The 18,320-nt window shown below is 70.4% G+C and carries 20 protein-coding genes and 1 tRNA gene; 12 read left to right on the forward strand and 9 right to left on the reverse strand.

Annotated elements, in window-relative coordinates:
- The first annotated feature begins 39 nt into the window (after positions 1–39).
- Complete coding sequence (locus tag ABD140_RS28080; RefSeq protein ID WP_344244017.1) at positions 40–846, forward strand: class I SAM-dependent methyltransferase; 807 nt, start codon at positions 40–42, stop codon at positions 844–846.
- On the opposite strand, the gene ABD140_RS28085 is transcribed toward ABD140_RS28080, so the two are convergent.
- Positions 837–1,895, reverse strand: a complete 1,059-nt coding sequence (locus ABD140_RS28085) for a hypothetical protein (protein WP_344244018.1) — start codon at positions 1,893–1,895, stop codon at positions 837–839. The genes ABD140_RS28080 and ABD140_RS28085 overlap by 10 nt on opposite strands.
- A 63-nt stretch (positions 1,896–1,958) precedes the next feature.
- Positions 1,959–2,726, reverse strand: coding sequence for an SDR family NAD(P)-dependent oxidoreductase (locus ABD140_RS28090; RefSeq protein WP_344244019.1), 768 nt, complete (start codon positions 2,724–2,726; stop codon positions 1,959–1,961).
- Between the two features lie 116 nt (positions 2,727–2,842).
- On the opposite strand from ABD140_RS28090, the gene mshA reads away from it, so the two are divergent.
- The 3 genes from mshA to ABD140_RS28105 are packed head-to-tail and all read left to right on the forward strand — an operon-like array spanning position 2,843 to position 5,366.
- A complete protein-coding gene (gene mshA, locus ABD140_RS28095) occupies positions 2,843–4,090 on the forward strand; it encodes a D-inositol-3-phosphate glycosyltransferase (protein ID WP_344244020.1) in 1,248 nt (415 codons plus the stop codon).
- A complete protein-coding gene (locus ABD140_RS28100; protein ID WP_344244021.1) occupies positions 4,087–4,590 on the forward strand; it encodes a type III secretion system chaperone family protein in 504 nt (167 codons plus the stop codon). The genes mshA and ABD140_RS28100 overlap by 4 nt, the downstream gene beginning before the upstream one ends.
- A gap of 29 nt (positions 4,591–4,619) precedes the next feature.
- Entirely contained in the window at positions 4,620–5,366 is a 747-nt protein-coding gene (locus ABD140_RS28105; RefSeq protein ID WP_344244023.1) for a phosphoglyceromutase, read from the forward strand.
- Positions 5,367–5,449: 83 nt separating this feature from the next.
- Here the strand turns inward: ABD140_RS28105 and ABD140_RS28110 are convergent, their stop codons facing one another.
- Positions 5,450–6,205 carry an SDR family NAD(P)-dependent oxidoreductase gene (locus ABD140_RS28110; protein ID WP_344244024.1) on the reverse strand — a complete coding sequence of 252 codons (756 nt, stop codon included), beginning with the start codon at positions 6,203–6,205 and terminating at the stop codon, positions 5,450–5,452.
- Positions 6,206–6,465: 260 nt separating this feature from the next.
- Positions 6,466–7,131 (reverse strand): phosphate signaling complex protein PhoU, encoded by a 666-nt coding sequence (phoU, locus tag ABD140_RS28115; protein ID WP_344244025.1) that lies wholly within the window; start codon positions 7,129–7,131, stop codon positions 6,466–6,468.
- A gap of 173 nt (positions 7,132–7,304) precedes the next feature.
- Between phoU and ABD140_RS28120 the strand changes: the two genes are divergently transcribed.
- Together ABD140_RS28120 and ABD140_RS28125 are read left to right on the forward strand one after the other, a co-directional pair.
- Positions 7,305–8,510, forward strand: a complete 1,206-nt coding sequence (locus ABD140_RS28120) for a sensor histidine kinase (protein WP_344244026.1) — start codon at positions 7,305–7,307, stop codon at positions 8,508–8,510.
- On the forward strand, positions 8,507–9,187 hold the full coding sequence (locus ABD140_RS28125; protein ID WP_344244027.1) for a response regulator: 681 nt from the start codon (positions 8,507–8,509) through the stop codon (positions 9,185–9,187). The genes ABD140_RS28120 and ABD140_RS28125 overlap by 4 nt, the downstream gene beginning before the upstream one ends.
- Positions 9,188–9,251: 64 nt before the next feature.
- On the opposite strand, the gene ABD140_RS28130 is transcribed toward ABD140_RS28125, so the two are convergent.
- Positions 9,252–10,016: a copper chaperone PCu(A)C domain-containing protein gene (locus tag ABD140_RS28130; protein ID WP_344244028.1), complete on the reverse strand. Its 765-nt coding sequence runs from the start codon at positions 10,014–10,016 to the stop codon at positions 9,252–9,254.
- Between the two features lie 117 nt (positions 10,017–10,133).
- Positions 10,134–10,841, reverse strand: coding sequence for a hypothetical protein (locus ABD140_RS28135; protein ID WP_344244029.1), 708 nt, complete (start codon positions 10,839–10,841; stop codon positions 10,134–10,136).
- Positions 10,842–11,161: 320 nt separating this feature from the next.
- Between ABD140_RS28135 and ABD140_RS28140 the strand changes: the two genes are divergently transcribed.
- Complete coding sequence (locus ABD140_RS28140) at positions 11,162–11,644, forward strand: CarD family transcriptional regulator (RefSeq protein ID WP_106397345.1); 483 nt, start codon at positions 11,162–11,164, stop codon at positions 11,642–11,644.
- 52 nt (positions 11,645–11,696) lie between these two features.
- On the forward strand, positions 11,697–12,182 hold the full coding sequence (gene ispF / locus ABD140_RS28145; RefSeq protein ID WP_344244031.1) for a 2-C-methyl-D-erythritol 2,4-cyclodiphosphate synthase: 486 nt from the start codon (positions 11,697–11,699) through the stop codon (positions 12,180–12,182).
- Positions 12,183–12,188: 6 nt separating this feature from the next.
- Here ispF and ABD140_RS28150 read toward each other — a convergent pair whose 3' ends face one another.
- Positions 12,189–13,235: a hypothetical protein gene (locus ABD140_RS28150; protein ID WP_344244032.1), complete on the reverse strand. Its 1,047-nt coding sequence runs from the start codon at positions 13,233–13,235 to the stop codon at positions 12,189–12,191.
- A gap of 128 nt (positions 13,236–13,363) precedes the next feature.
- On the opposite strand from ABD140_RS28150, the gene cysS reads away from it, so the two are divergent.
- From cysS to ABD140_RS28165, 3 genes are all read left to right on the forward strand, one after another.
- A complete protein-coding gene (gene cysS, locus ABD140_RS28155; protein ID WP_344244034.1) occupies positions 13,364–14,758 on the forward strand; it encodes a cysteine--tRNA ligase in 1,395 nt (464 codons plus the stop codon).
- 69 nt (positions 14,759–14,827) lie between these two features.
- The gene (gene rlmB / locus ABD140_RS28160; protein WP_344244035.1) at positions 14,828–15,757 is read left to right on the forward strand and encodes a 23S rRNA (guanosine(2251)-2'-O)-methyltransferase RlmB; all 930 of its coding nucleotides are present in this window, start codon (positions 14,828–14,830) and stop codon (positions 15,755–15,757) included.
- A gap of 32 nt (positions 15,758–15,789) precedes the next feature.
- A tRNA-Thr gene (locus ABD140_RS28165) sits at positions 15,790–15,866 on the forward strand.
- 418 nt (positions 15,867–16,284) lie between these two features.
- On the opposite strand, the gene ABD140_RS28170 is transcribed toward ABD140_RS28165, so the two are convergent.
- Both ABD140_RS28170 and ABD140_RS28175 read right to left on the reverse strand, forming a co-directional pair.
- Positions 16,285–16,566, reverse strand: a complete 282-nt coding sequence (locus ABD140_RS28170) for a hypothetical protein (protein WP_344244036.1) — start codon at positions 16,564–16,566, stop codon at positions 16,285–16,287.
- The gene (locus tag ABD140_RS28175; RefSeq protein WP_344244037.1) at positions 16,563–16,784 is read right to left on the reverse strand and encodes a hypothetical protein; all 222 of its coding nucleotides are present in this window, start codon (positions 16,782–16,784) and stop codon (positions 16,563–16,565) included. The genes ABD140_RS28170 and ABD140_RS28175 overlap by 4 nt, the downstream gene beginning before the upstream one ends.
- 998 nt (positions 16,785–17,782) lie before the next feature.
- On the opposite strand from ABD140_RS28175, the gene ABD140_RS28180 reads away from it, so the two are divergent.
- Complete coding sequence (locus ABD140_RS28180) at positions 17,783–18,127, forward strand: hypothetical protein (protein WP_344244038.1); 345 nt, start codon at positions 17,783–17,785, stop codon at positions 18,125–18,127.
- Positions 18,128–18,320: the final 193 nt, after the last annotated feature.

Below are 18,320 nucleotides of genomic sequence, written 5' to 3' on the forward strand. Positions count from 1 at the left end.
GCGCACCGAACGATCCGCTGAGCCCTTACCTTTGACGGCGTGCGTGCGCGTAGGCCGGAGGGGGAGAGGACCAGGGGGACCACCAACGCCAACCGGTTGCGGCGCCAGGATCTGTGGATGGCGGCCACCCTGCGCCTCCCGGAGCGGCCCCTGGTCGTCGATCTGGGGTACGGGGCCTCACCCGTCACGACCGTGGAGCTGTACGAGCGGCTGAGGGCCGTACGGCCGCAGGTGAGGGTCGTGGGGCTGGAGATAGCCCAGGAGCGCGTGGACGCCGCGAGAGCCTTCCTGAAGGCCCACGGAGAGCGCCATCCGGGCCTGTCGTTCGGGCTCGGCGGCTTCGAACTGCCCGTCGAACGGCCGCCGGACCTGGTGCGGGCGGCCAACGTGCTGCGGCAGTACGACGAGGACACCGCCTGGCGCGTGTGGGACCGGCTGCGCGAGGGGCTGGCCCCCGGCGGGACCCTCGTCGAGGGGACCTGCGACGAGATCGGGCGGCGGCACGCCTGGGTCTCGCTCGACCGGAACGGTCCCGCGACCCTCACGCTCGCCGCCGACCTGCGGCACCTGCCCCGCCCTTCCGCCCTCGCCGAGCGGCTCCCCAAGACCCTGATCCACCGCAACGTGCCCGGAGAGCGGGTCTACGACCTCCTGCGGGACCTGGACCGCGCCTGGGCCGTGGCGGCGCCCCAGTCGGTGTTCGGGCCCCGGCAGCGCTGGCTGTCGACGGTCGAGCTGGCCGGGGGGCGCTGGCCGCTGCTCACCCGGCCCCCGCACGGCGGGCGCCGCCGCTGGCGGCTGGGCGAGCTGACCCTGCCGTGGGACGCGGTCGCGCCCTACCGGTAGATCTCCACGATCGGCAGCTGCTTGCCGTCCTTCTCGACGCTCCCGACGGCGACGACCTGCTTGGAGCCGGGGATCTGCGCGATGTCGTGGATGTAGGTGTTCTTCTTGCGGTCGGGGCCGCGCAGGGTGCGCCACTTGCCGGCCCAGTGCAGGTACTGCGACCTCGTCTTGCCCGTGCCGGGGGAGGGGATCGTCCAGGCGCCGCTCCCGCCGTCCGGTGTGAGGGCGTAGTGCGAGATCAGCGGAGTGGCCGCCTCGGACCACTTGGCGCCGTTCCAGCGCAGCAGGCCGCCGCCGTTCTGCGCCCGGATCGCCCACACCTTCTTCGGTCCGGCGACGGCGATCTCCTGGATGATGTTGTGCGGCTGGCCGACGGTGCCCCACTGGCCTCCGGGCGCGGCGACCTGCTTCCACTTGCCGCCGTTGAGCCGCAGCACGGTCGCCACGGCCTGGGTGCCGTTGGCGGTGGTCGTCCCGGCCAGCCAGACGTCGTCCTTGTTCCGGACGGAAACCGCCGTCAGCGAGGCGCCCGCCGCGCCCGGCACGCTCACGTTCACGAAGGACTTGCCGTTCCAGCGGCGCACCGCACTGGCGCCGTCGTTCTTGGAGTTGAGCCCGGCCACGGACCAGACGCTGCCGTCCCGGCCCGCCGAGAGGGACAGCGGAACGAGCGGGAGGTCCAGCGGGCCGAACTTCGCCCCCTGGTAACCGACCTTCTTCCACTTCTTTCCGTTCCAGTGCGCCGCCACCGGAGTGATCCCCGCGTAGCCCACGGCCCAGGCGCTGCGCGGCCCGCTCGCGGCGATCCCGGTCGGCCGGAACTTGAAGGGCGCCTTCTTCGCCGTCCACTTCTTGCCGTTCCAGTGGAACGGCTTCCCGTTCTCGTTGATCGCGAAGACCGTCTTCTTGTTCACCGCCGCGACCTGCAGCAGCGCGCCCGCGCCCTTGAAGGCCTTGCTCCCGAGGTTCTTCCAGCCCGGGGCGGCCGAGGCGGACTGCGGCACGAGCAGCACCCCCGCGACGACCGTGGCGGCGACGACGATCCGCATGTTGCTTCCTCCTGCTATGGGGGGATCTGCGGGGAAAACCCTAGGGGAAGCGGCGCGGCCGGGCTAGCCGGTGCGGTGGATCCGGTGGGGGGCCGCCTGGGCGCGCGGCTGGACGTCGATGCGGTCGATGTTGACGTGCTCGGGACGGGTGACGGCCCAGGCGACGCAGTCGGCGACGTCCTCGGCGACCAGGGGCGCCTCGACGCCCTCGTAGGGGCGCTCGGCGGCCGCGGCGTCGCCGCGGAAGCGGACCAGGGAGAACTCCTCGGTCTTGACCATCCCGGGGGCGATCTCGGTGATTCGGACGGGCTGGTCGACCAGCTCCAGGCGCAGCACCTCGTTGACGGCGACCGCGGCGTGCTTGGCGGCGTTGTAGCCGCCGCCGCCCACGTAGGGCACGTGCCCGGCCAGGGAGGTGACGTTCACCACGTGCCCGGCGCCGCTTGCGACCAGCTTGGGCAGCAGGGCGCGGGTCATGCGCATCAGGCCCAGCACGTTGGTGTCGTACATCAGGCGCCAGTCCTCGGTCACGGCCTCGGCGACGGACTCCAGGCCGTGGGCGCCGCCGGCGTTGTTGACTAGGACGTGGCATGCGCTCAGCCCGGCGGCCAGGGCGGCTACGGAGTCCTCCGAGGTCACGTCGAGGGTGACGGCCCGGACGAAGCCGCGCCGGCCCGCGGGGTCGGCGGCCTCGATCTCCTCGACCAGCTCGTCCAGGCGGTCGCGGCGGCGGGCCGCGGCCACGACGTCGAAACCCTCGGCGGCCAGGCGGCGGGCGGTGGCCGCGCCGATGCCGCTGCTCGCACCGGTGATCACAGCAGTTTTGCGCATATATCCCATATTGGCGTATACGCCGCGAGTGTCCGGGGGTGGGTGGGGGAACAAGCCTGGTTCGTAGGTAGTTTCAAGTGACCGGATTGTTCTGTTCTCGACCGAAGCGAGGTCCCGTGGTCCGTCGGGTCGCGACGCTCTCCGTGCACACCTCGCCTCTCGACCAGCCCGGCACGGGTGACGCGGGAGGCATGAACGTCTACATCGTGGAGACCGCGAAACGGCTGGCCGAACGGGGCGTGGAGGTCGACATCTTCACCCGGGCGACCTCCCGGCGGCTGCCCCCGGCGGTGGAGCTGGCGCCCGGCGTGCTGGTCCGCCACCTCACGGCGGGGCCGTTCGAGGAGCTCGACAAGCGGGAGCTCCCCCGGCAGCTGTGCCAGTTCACCTCGGGGCTGCTGCGGGTCGAGGCCGCCCACGATCCGGGCCACTACGACCTCGTGCACTCCCACTACTGGCTCTCCGGGCAGCCCGGCTGGGTCGCCGCGCACCGCTGGGGCGTGCCTCTGGTGCACTCCATGCACACGCTGGCCAAGGTCAAGAACGCCAACCTGGCCGCAGGAGACGCGCCCGAGCCCGTACTGAGGGTGACCGGCGAGGAGCAGATCGTCGCGGACGCCCACCAGCTGATCGCCAACACCTCGGACGAGGCGCGCGAGCTCGTCGACCTCTACGAGGCGGACTCCCGGCGGGTGCAGACCGTGGCGCCCGGCGTGAACCTGGAGGTCTTCCGCCCGGGCGGCCAGGAAGAGGCCCGGCGGCGGCTGAACCTGCCCCGAGACGCCTACGTGCTGCTCTTCGTGGGGCGGATACAGCCCCTGAAGGCGCCCGACGTGCTCGTACGGGCGGCGGCTGAACTGCTGGAACGCCGTCCCGAACTCCGTTCCCGGCTGGTCGTGGTGATCGTGGGAGGGCCGTCCGGGTCGGGGAAGGAGCGCCCCGAAGAGCTCCAGAAGCTCGCGGCCCGGCTGGGTTTGACGGACGTCGTCCGGTTCGAGCCGCCGCAGGCCCAGCCGGAACTCGCCCGGTGGTACCAGGCCGCGGACGTCGCGGTGGTGCCGTCCCACAACGAGTCCTTCGGGCTGGTCGCCGTAGAGGCTCAGGCGTGCGGTACGCCCGTCGTGGCCTCGGCCGTGGGAGGACTGCGCACGGCCGTCGGACATGGCGTCTCCGGCTTTCTGGTGAACGGACACGACCCCCGCGACTACGCCGTCGTCCTGGAGAAACTGGCGGACGAACCGCTGCTGCGCGCCCGGCTCGGCGAAGGAGCCGTACGTCACGCCCGTGTGTTCGGGTGGGACGCGACTGCGGAAAGGCTTCTGGGGGTATACAAAAGCGCTGTGAACGATCGGGTGTGCGCATGAGCGCGGTAGAGGCGGCCGTTGAGACGATCCGGAAGGTCCTGGAGGACTCGGAGCTGACGTACGAGGTCCCCAGGGAGGGCGCCTTCTTCGTCAAACTCCCCGGAGAGCACAAGCTGGCGACGATGGCGTGGCTGATCGTCGGGCCCTACAGCGTGCACGTGGAGGCGTTCTTCTGCCGCCAGCCGGACGAGAACCACGCGCAGTTCTACCGCTGGCTGCTGGAGAAGAACGGCCGCATGTACTGCCTGTCGTTCACCCTGGACGAGACCGGCGACGTCTACCTGACCGGCAAGATCCCCCTGTCGGCGGCGTCCGACCCCGCGGAGATCGACCGGATCCTCGGCTGCGTGCTGGCCTACAGCGACGAGAACTTCGACCGAGCCCTGGAGCTCGGCTTCAAGACCTCCATCCAGAAGGAGTGGGACTGGCGGGTCTCCCGCGGTGAGTCCCTGGCCAACCTGCAGGCCTTCGCCCGTTTCGCCGATCCCAAAAACCGCTGACCAGCCCCCTCTCGCTAGGATTGGCGACCATGGCGACCTTGGTTTTGCTCCGGCATGGCGAAAGTGTGTGGAACGCGGAGAACCTGTTCACCGGCTGGGTGGACGTGGACCTCTCCGCGAAGGGCGAGAGCGAGGCCGCGGTGGCGGGCGAGCTGCTCCTCGACGCCGACGTGACCCCCGACGTGCTGCACACGTCCCTCCTCAAGCGCGCGATCCGCACCGCGAACATCGCGCTGGACACCGCCGACCTGCTGTGGCTGCCGGTGAAGCGCTCCTGGCGCCTCAACGAGCGCCACTACGGCGCCCTCCAGGGCAAGAACAAGGCGCAGACCCTCGAGGAGTTCGGCGAGGAGCAGTTCCAGGTCTGGCGCCGCTCCTACGACACCCCGCCGCCGCCCATCGCCGACAAGGACCCCCTGTCCCAGGTCGGCGACCTGCGCTACAACACCCTCCCGTCGGAGCTGGTGCCCCGCACCGAGTGCCTCGCCGACGTCGTGGACCGCCTCCTGCCCTACTGGTACGACGAGATCGTCCCCGACCTCGCCGCCGGCAAGACCGTCCTGGTCGTCGCCCACGGCAACTCCCTGCGCGCCCTGGTCAAGCACCTCGACGACATCTCCGACGACGAGATCGCCGGCCTCAACATCCCCACCGGCATCCCCCTGAAGTACGAGCTCGACGCCGACTACGTCCCCCGCAAGCGCGGCGGCGAGTACCTCGACCCGGCCGCCGCCAAGGCCGCCATCGAAGCCGTCAAGAACCAGGGCAAGAAGTAACCCCCCGCTTTGCGAAGGGCCGCGCCTCCCGGCGCGGCCCTTCGCCTTCCCCCCGGATCACCGCCCTCGCCGCGGGGCGCGGGTCAGCGGAGCTTGATGGCGCCGCCGTCGGCCATGACGGTCTGGCCGGTCATGTACCGGGCGTCGTCACCGGCGAGGAAGGCGACGATGGGGGCGACGTCGCGGTCGGGGTCGCCGAAGCGGCCCAGGGGGACCTTGGCGGCGGACTGGGCGTACTGCTCGGGGCGGGCCTTGGACCACTGGACCACGCCGGCGGTCAGGGCCATGGGGCAGACGACGTTGACGCGGATGTTGTGGGGGGCCCACTCGTTGGCGACGACGCGGCTGAGGCCGCGGATGGCCTCCTTCGCCGCGGCGTAGGAGGCCTGGTTGGGCTGGCCGTCGAGGCCGGCGCCGGAGCCGAAGTTGATGACCGAGGCGTTGCCGGTCTTCTTCAGTTCGGGGAGGGCGGCGAGCATGAAGTTGCGGGTGGCGTACAGGCTGGAGTTCATCGCGAGGTCCCAGTCCTCGTCGGTCTGCTCCTCGAACGGCTTCTGCCGCGACGCGCTCGCGTTGTTCACCAGGACGTCGAGCTTCCCGAAGCGCTCGACGGCCAGCTCGACGGCCGCCCGCGCGACGGCCGGGTCGGACACGTCGCCCCGCAGGAAGGCCACGGAGTCACCCAGCTCGCGGACGAGCGCCTCCCCGGCCTCCTGCTGCAGGTCGACGGCGACGACCCGGGCGCCGCGCTCGACGAACAGCTTCGTCACGGCCCCGCCGATCCCCGAGGCGCCCCCGGTGACGATGGCCGACTTTCCCTGCAGACCGAGGTTGTTCATGGCACTTCCTCTCATGAGCGGCTGCGGGACGGCGTCCATGGGGGGAGGTGGCCGAGCGCGTCTCCGCAGACGTTTCTTCCGGTGTCCTGCGTCCAGGCACATGCCCGGGCCGGGAGATCGTCGCAGGGTGGTACGTGACCGCGTCCGCCGGATCGCAAACAGTAGGACCGGCTCCCGAAAATCTTCGGCCGCCCTCGGGGGCGCCCCAGGGCAAGGGGAAGGGCCGCGTCCTGCGACGCGGCCCTTCCAGGTGGGGTCCGTCAGGAGAACTCGTCGATGATGTCCTCGGGGCGCTGGCCGGTGACCATGTAGACGACGTCGCCGGCGACGTGGACGGCGTGGTCGGCGAAGCGCTCGTAGTAGCGGCCGGCGAGGGTGATGTCGACGGCCTTCTCGACGCCGTGCTTCCACTTCGGGGAGAGGAGGACGTCGAAGAGCTTGCGGTGGAGCTTGTCCATGGCGTCGTCGTCGGAGTCCAGCTCCAGGCCCATGGCGACGTCCTGGGAGGCGATGACGCTGCCGGCCTTGGCCACCAGGCGGACGGCGATCTGGCCCATCTGGAGGACGGTGGGCTGCAGCTCCGGGGGGACGCAGGACTCGGGGTGGCGGCGGCGCGCGGTCTTGGCTAGGTGGGCGGCGAGGTCGCCCATGCGCTCGAGGTCGGCGCTCATGCGCAGGGACGTGATGAGGGTGCGCAGGTCGCCGGCGACGGGCTGCTGGCGGGCCATGAGGTCGAAGACGGTCTCCTCGATCTCCAGGTCGATCTTGTTGATGGCCTTGTCGCCGCTGATGACCTCCTCGGCGAGCCGGGCGTCCGCGTCCAGCAGAGCGGTGGTCGCCCGGTCCATGGCGGAACGGACAAGACGGGTCATCTCCACGAGCTTGTGGGAGATGCCGTCGAGTTCGTCGTGGTACGCGTCGCGCAAAATCATTCCTCGTGCTCGTACGGTCACGCCGGGTGCGGCCGATTCTCTCGTCCCACATGCTCCACAGGCGCTGTGAACTGGACCGGATATACAGGTGAACATTGGGCGAACGCCCTGACCCGGTGCCCTTCTGTAGTGCGGGGACGCACCAGAAGCGGCTTAACATCCGTCATGTGAACATCGAGATGGCCGCGGGCCTGGCCGGACTGGTCGGGCTGATCGGAGGCTTCGCGACGGGGCTGGCGATCCGGGTCAGCGAGACGGCGCAGGGGCGCAGGAACCCCGACCCCGCCCCGGCCCCGGCGCTGCCCCAGGGGCTCGCCGCGGTCCTGGGCGTGCTGCCGTTCTCGGTCGTGGTCGTCGACCGCGAGGACCGGGTGCGCCGGTCCTCCCCGGCCGCCCGCGCCCTGGGCATGGTCAAGGACGACCGGCTCATGGTGGACGAGCTGCTGGCGCTGTCCCGGCTCGTGCAGCGGGACGGCGAGATCCGCGAGACCGAGCTCCAGCTGGGCCCCACCCGGCACGACACCCGCTGGTTCGCGGTGCGGGTCGCGCCGCTGGGCGTCCAGGGGCTGGTGCTGGTGCTCGCCGAGGACCTCACCGAGCTGCGCCGCGTCGAGTCGATCCGGCGGGACTTCGCCGCCAACGTCAGCCACGAGCTCAAGACGCCCGTCGGCGCGCTGCTGCTGCTGGCCGAGACGGTCGAGACCGCCGCCGACGACGAGGAGGCCGTCCGCCGGTTCGCCGGGCGGATGCAGCTGGAGGCGGCGCGGCTGTCCAGCCTCGTCCAGGACCTGATCACGCTCTCGCACGTGCAGGGCGACGAGCCCCTCGCCGAGGAGAAGCCCGTCCCCCTGGACGCCGTCGTCGCCGAGGCGGTCGACCGCGCCCGCATGGCGGCCGAGGCCAAGGAGACCGAGCTGGTCGTCACCGGCGCCGGGGACCTGGTGGTGCTCGGCGACCAGGAGCTGCTCAACACCGCCCTGAAGAACCTGATCGACAACGCCGTCTCCTACAGCCCCGAGCGGACCCGGGTCACCGTCGAGACCCGCGTCCTGGACGGGTACGCCGAGCTCAGCGTCACCGACCAGGGCATCGGGGTCCCCGAACGGGAGCTGGAGCGGATCTTCGAACGGTTCTACCGGGTGGATCCGGCCCGCTCCCGCCAGACCGGCGGCACCGGTCTCGGCCTGGCCATCGTCAAGCACGTGGCCACCAAGCACGGGGGCGAGGTGACGGTCTGGAGCAAGGAGGGCTCCGGCTCCACCTTCAGCCTGCGGCTCCCCCTGCCGCACCACCCTCCGTCCGCAAAGGCACAGGCGCTCGCGCGTCCTGAACGACCATCGCAAGATCCGTCAGTCCGGGAGGACACTCCGTGACCCGTGTACTCGTCGTCGAGGACGAGGAGTCCTTCAGCGACGCCCTGTCCTACATGCTGCGCCGGGAGGGCTTCGAGGTGGCCGTGGCGGCCACCGGTCCCGACGCGCTGGAGACCTTCGACCGCCACGGCGCCGACCTCGTGCTGCTCGACCTGATGCTGCCGGGCCTGCCCGGCACCGAGGTCTGCCGCGAGCTGCGCTCCCGCTCCAACGTGCCGGTGATCATGCTGACCGCCAAGGACAGCGAGGTCGACAAGGTGGTGGGGCTGGAGCTCGGCGCCGACGACTACGTCACCAAGCCGTTCTCCTCCCGCGAGCTCGTCGCCCGCATCCGCGCGGTGCTGCGCCGCCAGGGCGACGTCGAGGAGCTCGCCCCGGCCGTGCTGGAGGCCGGACCCGTGCGGATGGACGTGGAGCGCCACATCGTCAGCGTGGGCGGCGACACCGTCCAGCTGCCGCTCAAGGAGTTCGAGCTGCTGGAGGTGCTGCTGCGCAACGCCGGCCGCGTCCTCACCCGCATGCAGCTGATCGACCGCGTCTGGGGCGCCGACTACGTGGGCGACACCAAGACCCTCGACGTCCACGTGAAGCGGCTCCGCGCCAAGATCGAGCCGACCCCGTCCGAGCCGCGCCACATCATCACCGTCCGCGGCCTGGGCTACAAGTTCGAGACCTGAGCCGCGCACGCGAGAAGGCCCCCGGCGTCCTGCCGGGGGCCTTCTCGCGTGCGGGGGAGGAGCGTCAGTTCTCGTGCTGCTCCTGCTCCTGCTCCTTGCTCTTGGGCTTCTTGGAGGCGGTGGGGTTGGCGGCCGGGGTCGCCTCGACGCCGGTCTCGCCGTGGTCGCCGGCCTCGCCGTGCTCGTCGGCCGGGGCGGAGGCGCTCTGGCCGGGCGACGGCGTGGCGGCGGTCGACGGGGCCAGGGTGGAGTACGAGCCCTGGGCCGGGATCACCTGGGTGGTCACCGTGATCGCCTGGGCGTTGCGGAACTGGAAGGTCAGGCGGAGGTACTCGCCGCCGAGGAGCTCCTTCTTGGTGTTCTTCAGCACCACCACGGAGCCGCCCTCCTGCTCGGCGGCCTGGCCGGCCTGCCCGGTGGGGGCCTGGGACGGCGACTGGGAGGTGCTCGGGGACGCGCTCGGAGCGGCGGCGGCGGCGGCCGGCTTGGCGAGGTCGACGGCCTTGTGGCGGGGCAGCTCGACGGCGCCGCCCTTGACGGTGCCGAGCTCGACCATGCCGTCGGCGACGGTGACGCCGGTGAGGGCGTCGCTCTGGCCGGAGCCGTTGTTGATCAGGGTGCCGTACACCGAGAGGGAGGAGCCGATCGGCAGCTTGGCGCCGGGCACCGGGCCCAGCACGAAGAGGTTGCGGACGTCGATCCCGTTCTGGGAGAGGTTGACGCCCTCGGTCAGCTGCGTGGGCTTGGTGCTCTCCGCGCTGCTTCCCGCGCCGCATCCGGTCAGGGCGAGAGAGCCGGCAACGGCCAGCAGGGCGACTTTGCGGATCACGACGACGAGCTCCTCAGAAGTGCACGCACAGTGCTGTGACGGTAGTGAATGGAGGTTTGTCCGCACGAATCGTAGCGAGAGGGTACAGATGCTCGGGCCCGGGGGTGACTTCTGCGATCAGACCTTGATGAGACGGGCGTCGATCACGGGTCCGAGGTCGCGGAAGACCTGGGAGACGAGGCCGTCGGGGCGGACGGTCACCGTCGTGAGGCCCCGGGCGCGGTAGGCGGCGGCCAGGGCGTTCCGCGGGTCGTCGACGACCCCCGTCACCGCCTCCGTGATGCGGTTCACCATGGGGCGGAGGTCCTTGTGCGCCTTCTGCACGCTGCGGTCGTCGGCTCTCAGGTCGGCCAGGAGGTAGAAGCGCAGCGACTGGCCGACGGCCTGGCGCGCCAGCTCGTGCAGCTGCTGCTCGCAGCCGCACTCCGGCGGCAGGATCACCAGGAGGGCGGGGCGGAGGGTCTCGGCGGGCCGGGAGGTGGCGTTCACCACGACCCGGACGTCCGGCAGCCGTCCGCCGACCGAGCCCACCGCGGCGGTGGGGGCGGCCAGGGGCGCCGCGGGGCTCTGCGGAACGGGCCGGGGGCCGAAGAAGGTGATGAGGATGCCGCTGGCGAGCGCCAGGGCCACGGTGAGGGCCAGGACGGGCAGGGCGAGCCCGTGGCGGGTGAACGGGCGCAGCAGGCGGCGCACGCGCTCCCTGCGCCGTCTCTCGCGCTCCTCGCGCCGCCACGCGGCGACGTCGGCGTCCAGTTCGCGCGCGTCGTCCGGGACCACCACGTCGACCCGGGGCAGACCGTAGTCGTCCTCGCCGTCCTGTCTCATGCCGCACCTCGCCTCCGGCGGCCGCACCCGGTTTCCAGTATGGTCCGCCTCCCGCGGAGGGCCATGGTCCGGGTGGAGAAAATCGGTGTTCTTCCAGAAGGCGTGAACAGACCGAGAAAGGACGTTTCTCCATGTTGCCGACAGGTTGCAGAGATGTTGCCCTGGGGTAGAACAATGAGCTCAGGGGCTGCCCTTGCACCGGTCCGAAGGTTTGTCAAGACCCCAATTACTGGCGTGACCTGCGGAAATGTACTGTTGTCCGGTACGGGGAGTGAGCAGGGCGTGCTATCCTAGTCCCTAGCGGAAGGGGTACTTGTCACATGACTTTCACGGTCGGCGACACCGTCGTCTACCCCCACCATGGGGCTGCTCGGATCGAAGCCATCGAGACTCGCACCATCAAGGGTGAGGACAAGACCTACCTGGTGCTGAAGGTCGACAAGGGAGACCTTACAGTACGCGTCCCCGCAGACAACGCCGAGCTGGTGGGTGTCCGGGATGTGGTCGGCCAGGAAGGCCTGGAGAAGGTGTTCGAGGTGCTGCGGGCGCCCTACACCGAGGAGCCCACCAACTGGTCTCGGCGCTACAAGGCGAACCTGGAGAAGCTCGCCTCCGGCGACGTCAACAAGGTCGCCGAGGTCGTTCGCGACCTCTGGCGGCGCGACAAGGAGCGCGGCCTGTCGGCCGGCGAGAAGCGCATGCTCGCCAAGGCGCGGCAGATCCTCGTCAGCGAGCTCGCGCTCGCCGAGAAGACCAACGAGGACAAGGCCGAGGCTCTTCTGGACGAGGTCCTCGCGGGCTGAATCCTCCTCTCCTCGGGGGGTCTTCCCCGGGATGTGGGCTTTAATACCCCACATGACTCAGAAGCATCCACGGGTGGGCGTCGGTACCGACGTCCACCCGTTCGCTTCCGGCCGCCCCCTGTGGGTGGCGGGGCTGGAATGGCCCGGTGAGGGCGACGGCATCGAGGGCCACTCCGACGGCGACGTGGCCGCCCACGCGGCCTGCGACGCGCTGCTGGGCGCCGCGGGGCTGGGCGACCTCGGCGCCGTCTTCGGCACGGCCGACCCCCGCTGGCACGGGGCGTCCGGCGCGGTCCTGCTCACCGAGGTGCACCGGCTGGTGCGCGAGGCCGGCTACGAGATCGGCAACGTCGCGATCCAGGTGATCGGCAACCGTCCCAAGATCGGCAAGCGGCGCGGCGAGGCGGAGAGGACGCTCAGCGCCGTGCTCGACGGGGCGCCCGTCAGCCTCTCGGCCACCACCACCGACGGGCTCGGCCTGACCGGGCGGGGCGAGGGCATCGCCGCGATCGCCACGGCGCTGATCTTTCCCCGCTGAGGCCCGTCAGTCCCGCCCCGGCGGGAGGGGGCCGCTGCGGAAGGTCCCGGACGGGGGGTTGCGCTCGGGGGAGTAGGCGGCCCAGTCCTCAGGCGTCTCGGCGTCCCCCTCGTCGGGGAGGTCCTCCCCGGGGCGGTCCTCCACGGGCTCGCGGTCTCCCGGGAGGGGGAAGTCCGGCTGGGTCGTCGAGTTCAGCGTGTTCTCGTCCGGCTCCGGCGCGTCCTCCTTCCGGCCGACCAGCTTCACGTCCGTCGGCAGGGACAGGGGCGGGCGGGGCGGTGCGGGCGGCTCCTCGTCGTCCGGGGGCTCGGCCTCGTGGGCGTCGCGGGCGCCGTCCGGCCAAGGCGTGTCCCACGGGCCGGGGTCGGGCTCCGGCTCCGGTTCGGCCGGCTCCCGGTACTCCTCGGGCAGGTCCTCGGCGGTCGGCAGCGGCAGCGGGTCCGTCTGGCGTTCCGGACGGTCCTCGACGGGCTCCTCGGGGCGGTCGCCGGCGGGGCGTTCGACGACCAGGCCCGGGATCAGCGCGGGCGCGTCATCGTTCCTCCCGGGGCGGTCGCCGGCCTTCACGGTGCGTGAGGGCCGGTGCCGGCCGGAGGCCCGCCGCCCCGTACGCCGCTGCGCCGCGCCGTCCCGCAGCTGCCGGATCATCGACATCCACAACCAGATCGCCAGCAGCGCGGCCACCCACGGCCCCGACGCCACGCCCGCCTCCAGCGCGGTGCCCTCGATCGACGCGAAGCCCCACAGCGCGTGCTGCACCGAGGCCGCGATCCCGCCCGCCACGAGGACGAGCAGCACCAGCCAGCGCGTCCAGCGCACCCACCAGGCCGAGTCGCGGGCGACGAAGACCGCCAGCAGGGCGAACGCCACCAGGCCGTCGTAGACCACCGGGTAGTACCGGCCGAACCGGTCGGCGTTGTCGCCGTTCAGGCCCGCCAGGGCCAGCAGGCGCAGGGCGTCGTAGGAGAGGACGAACGCCCCGGCGGTGAGCCCGGCGGCGGCCAGGAAACCGACGACGGTGAGGGCGCGCTGCGAGCGGGAAGCGGGGTTCATGACGCCTCGGGGGAAGACGAATGTATGGAAGATCCATCTTCCCCGCCCAAGCGCCACTTATGCGGCTCTTGGCGACAACCGGCTCAACGACCTCGCGAACGCGCCAGTTGTTAGTAGCCTTGGCTTCCGTGAGCCTGCGCCTTTATGACACCAGCACGCGTACCGTCCGTGATTTCGAGCCCCTGAAGCCGGGCCGGGTCGGACTGTACGTGTGCGGGGCCACGCCGCAGACCGCGCCGCACATCGGCCACCTGCGCTCCGGCGTGATCTACGACCTGCTGGTGCGGTGGCTCGCGCGCTCGGGGTACGAGGTGACGTTCGCGCGCAACGTCACGGACGTCGACGACAAGATCCTCGCGGTGGCGGAGGCGACCGGCGTGCCGTGGTTCGCGGTGGCCGAGGCCAACCAGAGGGTCTTCAACCGCGGCTACACCACGCTCGGCTGCCTGGACCCGACGATCGAGCCGCGGGCCACGGGGCACGTGCCCGAGATGATCGTGCTGATGCGCCGGCTCATCGAGAAGGGCCACGCCTACAACGTCGGCGACGACGTGTACTTCGACGTGAAGTCGTGGGCGGCTCGGTACGGGCGGCTGTCCAACCAGAAGCTCGAGAACATGCGCTCGGCGGGCGACACCCCCAACGAGGACCTCAAGCGCGACCCGCGCGACTTCGCGCTGTGGAAGGGCGCCAAGCCCGGCGAGCCGAGCTGGGAGACGCCCTGGGGACCGGGGCGGCCCGGCTGGCACCTGGAGTGCTCGGCGATGGCCACCAAGTACCTCGGCGCGACCTTCGACATCCACGGCGGCGGCGTCGACCTGATCTTCCCGCACCACGAGAACGAGATCGCCCAGTCCCAGGCCGCGGGCGACGGGTTCGCCCGGTACTGGATGCACAACGGGCTGCTCACCATCGACGGCGAGAAGATGAGCAAGTCCATCGGGAACGTGGTGTACCTGGACGACCTGCTGGCCCGGGTGCGCCCCGTCGAGGCCCGGTACTACCTGGCGTCGGCGCACTACCGCTCGATCATCGACTTCACGCCCGGCGCCCTGGACGAGGCGGCCGCCGCCTACCAGCGGATCGAGGGCTTCGTCGTCCGGGCCGCCGAGGCGCTCGGCGACGTCAAGCCGTCCGCCGACCTGCCCGCCCCCTTCATCGAGGCGCTCGACGACGACCTGGGCGTCCCGCAGGCGCTCGCCGTCGTGCACGAGACCGTCCGGGCCGGCAACAGCGCCCTGGCGTCCGGTGACACCTCGGCGGTGCGGGAGGCCGCGTCGGCGGTGCGGGCCATGACGGGCGTGCTGGGGTTCGACCCGCAGGCGTGGTCGTCCGCCGCCGGGGAGGACGACCTGCGCCCCGTCGTGGAGGCGCTCGTCAAGGTCGCGCTGGACCAGCGGCAGGCGGCGCGGGCCCGCAAGGACTGGGCGGCCGCCGACGCGATCCGCGACGGGCTGGCCGAGGCCGGGATCGTGGTGGAGGACACACCGCAGGGACCCCGGTTCGACATCCGGCGCGGTTGATCCCGTCCGCCGGGGGCGGGCGGGCCTATACCCTGGAGGGACGGTTTTTTCCAGGGAGAGGCAGCGGAGATGACCAAGAAGGGCAAGAAGGGCCCGAGCGTCACCGCCAAGGCCGAGGACAGGCACTGGCACGGCAAGCGCGTCAAGGCGCGTGCCGCCAAGAACGCGTCCCGGACCGGGAGCAAGACCCTGGGACCGCGCAAGCCTGGTTCCTCGCGCGCTGGTGCTGCGCAGGGGCGTGCCGCCGAGCGGTCTTCGGGGGCCACGCGGCGGCCTGACGCGCCCGAGCTCGTCCACGGCCGCAACCCGGTGCTGGAGGCGCTGCGCGAGGGTGTGCCGGGCACGACGCTGTACTACATGGCGGACAGCGACGAGCGGGTCCGCGAGGCGATCAAGATCGCCGCGGACCGGGGCATTCCGCTGCTGGAGTGCGGGAAGCCCGAGCTGGACCGGCTGACCGACCGGGCGGTCCACCAGGGGCTCGCGCTCCAGGTGAAGCCCTACCGCTACGCCCACCCGGACGACCTCCTGCAGGGCACGGCCCCGCTGATCGTCGCGCTCGACGGGGTCACCGACGCCCGCAACCTCGGGGCGATCGTCCGGTCCGCCTCGGCGTTCGGGGCCAGCGGGATCCTGCTGCCCGAGCGCCGTAGCGCGGGCGTCAACGCGGGGGCCTGGAAGACGAGCGCGGGGACGCTGGCCAACATGCCGGTGGCCCGCTGCACCAACCTCACGCGGCAGCTCAAGGCCTACCAGGACGCGGGGTGCTTCGTCGCGGGGCTGGACGCTCACGGGGGATCGTCCATCGCGAACATTCCGGCCGCCGACGGGCCGTTCGTGCTCGTCGTGGGCTCGGAGGGCAAGGGACTCAGCCGCCTGGTCACCGACCACTGCGACCTGCTCGCCCACATCCCGATGTTCGGGCACGCCGAGTCGTTGAACGCCGGGGTCGCGGCCGGGATCGCGCTCTACGAACTGGCGCGCCAGCGGCACACGTGATTTCCGGCTACCATGCCCCCATAGCGTTGTACGCCTCGTTAGCTCAGCCGGCCAGAGCAGCTGTCTTGTAAACAGCAGGTCATCGGTTCGAATCCGATACGGGGCTCCACGTCGAAGGCCCTTCCCGGTCACGGGGAGGGCCTTCGTGCTGCCGCCGGGCTACCGCCGCCCTCCGCACTCTCGGTCCCTCGCTACGCTCGGGGCCCTGCTTTCTGGGGCTCTGCCCCAGACCCCGGGCGAGGGGCTCCGCCCCTCCCGCTCCCCGCCTTCCAGAGCGTTCTTCTCACCCGTTCGAGAGCCTCAGAGCGTGCTCCGTTCAAGAGCGTCGGGGTGCTTTCGGCGGTGCTCCGAGCCTGGCGGCTCGTACGCTCCGCCTCCGGCCCGCCGGATCGGCCTTGTCCGCCGTCTCGGTGTACCGGTCGGCATGCCCGATCCGCGTGGAGGAAAGAGTCGCGATGGCGGCCCCGGCTCCGCCACGTCCACGGCGAGGGTCAGCGCGGCCAAGACCGCTATCAGCGAACCGGTACTCATGTCGCACCGACTCTGCGTCGGATGATCCCGGCGACCTCGGTGAGCTGCTCCTCGGCGCCCAGTGGCTCATATGGGCCGTCAGGGAGGTCGGGTTCCGGCGCGGCGAGGAAGTCGATGCCGTCCTCGTCACGGGCGCGGACGGACACGAGCAGTTCGCCGACAGGACCGACGACTCGAACGGCATCGAATGACATGATGCCTGAGGGCGCGAGCACGATATCGGAGCCCTTGAGTTCGGAGCGCAGACGACCGAGCGCGACCCACGATGGACGGCTCACTTCATTCCATCCCGGTTGGACTCGATGCGCTGCTGTTCGTCGAGCTCGGCGAGGAGTTCGTGTTCGGCGTTTTCCATGAGGGTGTGCGCCAGACCCTCGCTCACTTCGTCGACGGTCAGGGTCCGGCGGCGTGTGGCCATCCAGGACCCGCCGCTGGAGCGCCAGATGCGCCAGTCGGGCCAGTTGTTCTGCAGGTCTTCTGTCGTCGCTGCGCACACCAGCGAACCTCCGTTCGGTAGCGGATGGATGACGTCCAGTGAAGCGCTGCCTCAACGGCGGAGGGCAGGGGAGACTGGGGGAAGGCCCTGGGAAGGACCTGCTCCTTCCCCTTGCGGAACGGTGCACGCGATGTCCGAGAATTCGGGTGCGATGATGCGATCCCACAGAGAGGCACGAGGCTGGTCACGCGCCGACCTGGCCCGCCGATTGGCCGACGCCGCCGACGAACCGACCAGGCGTCGGCTTCCCGCCGTGTCCAGTCTGGTGGCGATGATCAAGCAATGGGAGAGCGGACGGCATACCCCGTCCGCCCGGTACCGGGTGCTGTGCTCGCTGGCTTTCGATCTGACCGAGCACGACCTGTTCCCGATCGCACGACCGACACCGCTGCCTCTGCCGGTCGGCCGTGCACCCGCGTCGGTTCGGCGTATGGTCGGGGGTGATCGGCTGACGCGCCGCTTCCGGTCCTCGGGGCCTGGCGGCCCCTGCGGTCCGGGTCGGCTTGTCCTCGAATAGCGCGAGTGCTGTGGGTGCCGTGTTCCGGAAGATGGGTTCGCAGGTCAGAGCCGGTGAGGGTGGATTTCAATTGATTCCCAAGCTGACCACGCGGGTTCGATTCCCGTCGTCCGACCCCTACCTCGGCCGAGCACGGAGGTCGAGAGCCGGTCAGTACAAGCGGCATGTGCGCCGACTTGCAGCGCGGGCCAAGCGCTCAGGCCGCTAACGCCGTTGCTAACAACGGACCCGAACGCATCTGGACAACAGTGGTAACGCTCATAGCCGCGGTGGCCATGAGCAGGGCGCGAGGTCATGGCTGGACCGACCTGGACAAACTTGATCTTGCTACGGATCGGTTGGTGCTGGCCTGCCAGGGCTGGAACTTTGGTCTTTCGGGTGGGCCTGGAAGCCAAAGAGTAGCTCTGTTGTGGTTTATGGCTCTTTGTATCATTTAAGAGGGATCTTGTGTTCTGGTGCTCGTTGACGCAGGGAAGTCGGCATGATGGTGGGTATGCGTTTGCCTGGTCTGCGCCTTTCGACTGAGTCCGACTTCTCCTATGACGAGCCTCCTGTGAGTCTCCTGCGTCTTCTCGTGGAGGACGTCGTGAACAGGGATGAGGACTACTTCATCGTCGAGTGGATGCATGATCCGGATGGCCAGACGTTCATTCAGGTGGCTCGCGACTCGCAAGGGCTCGTCGTCGAGTACCGGCAGGGTGATGTCCGATCGCATTTCCAGGCTATCTCTAACGACATGTCGCTGGTAGCAGAAACGATCGTCGGCTGGGCTGAGAGGCGTCCTGGCTGGGAGAGGGGACTCCGGTGGAGAAGGTGGCGACCATGAGCACGGGCCGCGATGAATCTTGAAGCGCAGATCGAGCTCATCACGAACCCGCAGGACTTCATGCGTCTGTGTGAAGCCGTCCTCGTTGCCGAGCATGGCACGGACTTCCTGACGATTGAAGCGCCCCGAAGGTTCCGGACAGTGGTCCCACTACAATGGGATTGTCCGGAAGGTGTTTAATTTTGGCTCGATC

It is taken from the genome of Actinocorallia libanotica (genome assembly GCF_039525175.1).
In the GTDB taxonomy this organism is placed as follows: Bacteria; Actinomycetota; Actinomycetes; order Streptosporangiales; family Streptosporangiaceae; genus Actinocorallia; species Actinocorallia libanotica.